General features: G+C 60.6%; 1 protein-coding gene. It reads left to right on the forward strand.

Features of this window, described 5'->3' with window-relative positions; translation table 11 throughout:
• The coding region (locus NZK35_RS31090; RefSeq protein ID WP_259636430.1) for a hypothetical protein at window positions 1-1192 on the forward strand (1192 nt) is incomplete at both ends.

Genomic DNA, 1192 nt, shown 5'->3' on the forward strand with positions numbered 1-1192 from the left:
GGTCAACCAGGCAGTCGACCGCAAGGTGATCGTCAGCGATGGCAAAATCGCCAAGTCGATCAAAATTCGACAGCCGGACGAAACGTATTCGCTCAAAGCCGGGTTCTTTGTCGACCAAACGTTACTTCAATCCGGTCGCACCGCCACGCTGCTGGTCCGTCCGCAATTGCGAGTGGGAACGACACCTGTCGACCCGGCGATCTTGAAAGAAGCGACGGTTCGGATCGTCGCCACAGATCTCGACGGGATCGAAACCAGCAAGCAATTCAGTGGGCTTGAACTGGATCAGGCAAAAGAAATGCAGCTCGATTTCCGTGTGCCGTCGCGTGTCGCCCGGATCGACTTTCATTTGTCCGGTCACGTGGTCGGCCTCTCCGACCGCCGACATCGAGACCTGAGCGCTAGCCACTCCATCGAGATCGCCGGGATCCGCCGCACCACCCACACCGTCGATGCCTTCCTGACTCGCGACGGTGACAACTACGTGATCGAAACGCGCGGACGCAGCGGCGAAGCGATCGCGGGTGCGACGGTGCAATTGGAATTTTCCGTCGACATCGGCGAGGTCCGCCCCAGCCGCTACCTGCAAAGCGATGATCGCGGACGGGTGCAACTGGGACAATTGGCCGGGGTGCGTCGTTTGCAATACGGGATCGCCAATCAAACGCAGCATCGGTTTGACCTGGCGCTCAATCAGCAGATCTGGCCCTCCGCGTTGCACCTGTCGACCGAAAACGACTTGCGTCTGCCGCTGGTCGATGGCGCACCGGTCGACCAGTTTCGATTGCTGGCGACGCGTGACGGCCAGAACCATGCCGACCACTCGGATCAACTGCGTCTGGAAAACGGTTTCCTGGTTGCCTCCAATCTGCCGGCGGGGGATCTTCGCTTGGTTGACCGTCGCACCGGTAACCAAACTCAGATCACCGTCGTCCAAGGCCCGACCATCGATCAGGTCCTGGTCGGACAGGTCCGCCATCGCGAACAAAGTGTTGCCGTCCCGATCTCGATCCGCGATATCAACCGCAACCAGGACGGCGGCGTGACCGTGCGTCTGGCCGGCAACACGAATTTGGCTCGGGTGCACGTCGTCGCATCACGCTATTTTGATCGCCACTCACCGCTGGATGATTTGTACTTGGGGATGCCGTCGCTGCGCGGGCGGCAGCTCTCGCTGGGGCGCTGCGGATAC

Origin of the sequence: Stieleria sedimenti (genome assembly GCF_025060895.1) — a bacterium.
Classification (GTDB): domain Bacteria; phylum Planctomycetota; class Planctomycetia; order Pirellulales; family Pirellulaceae; genus Stieleria; species Stieleria sedimenti.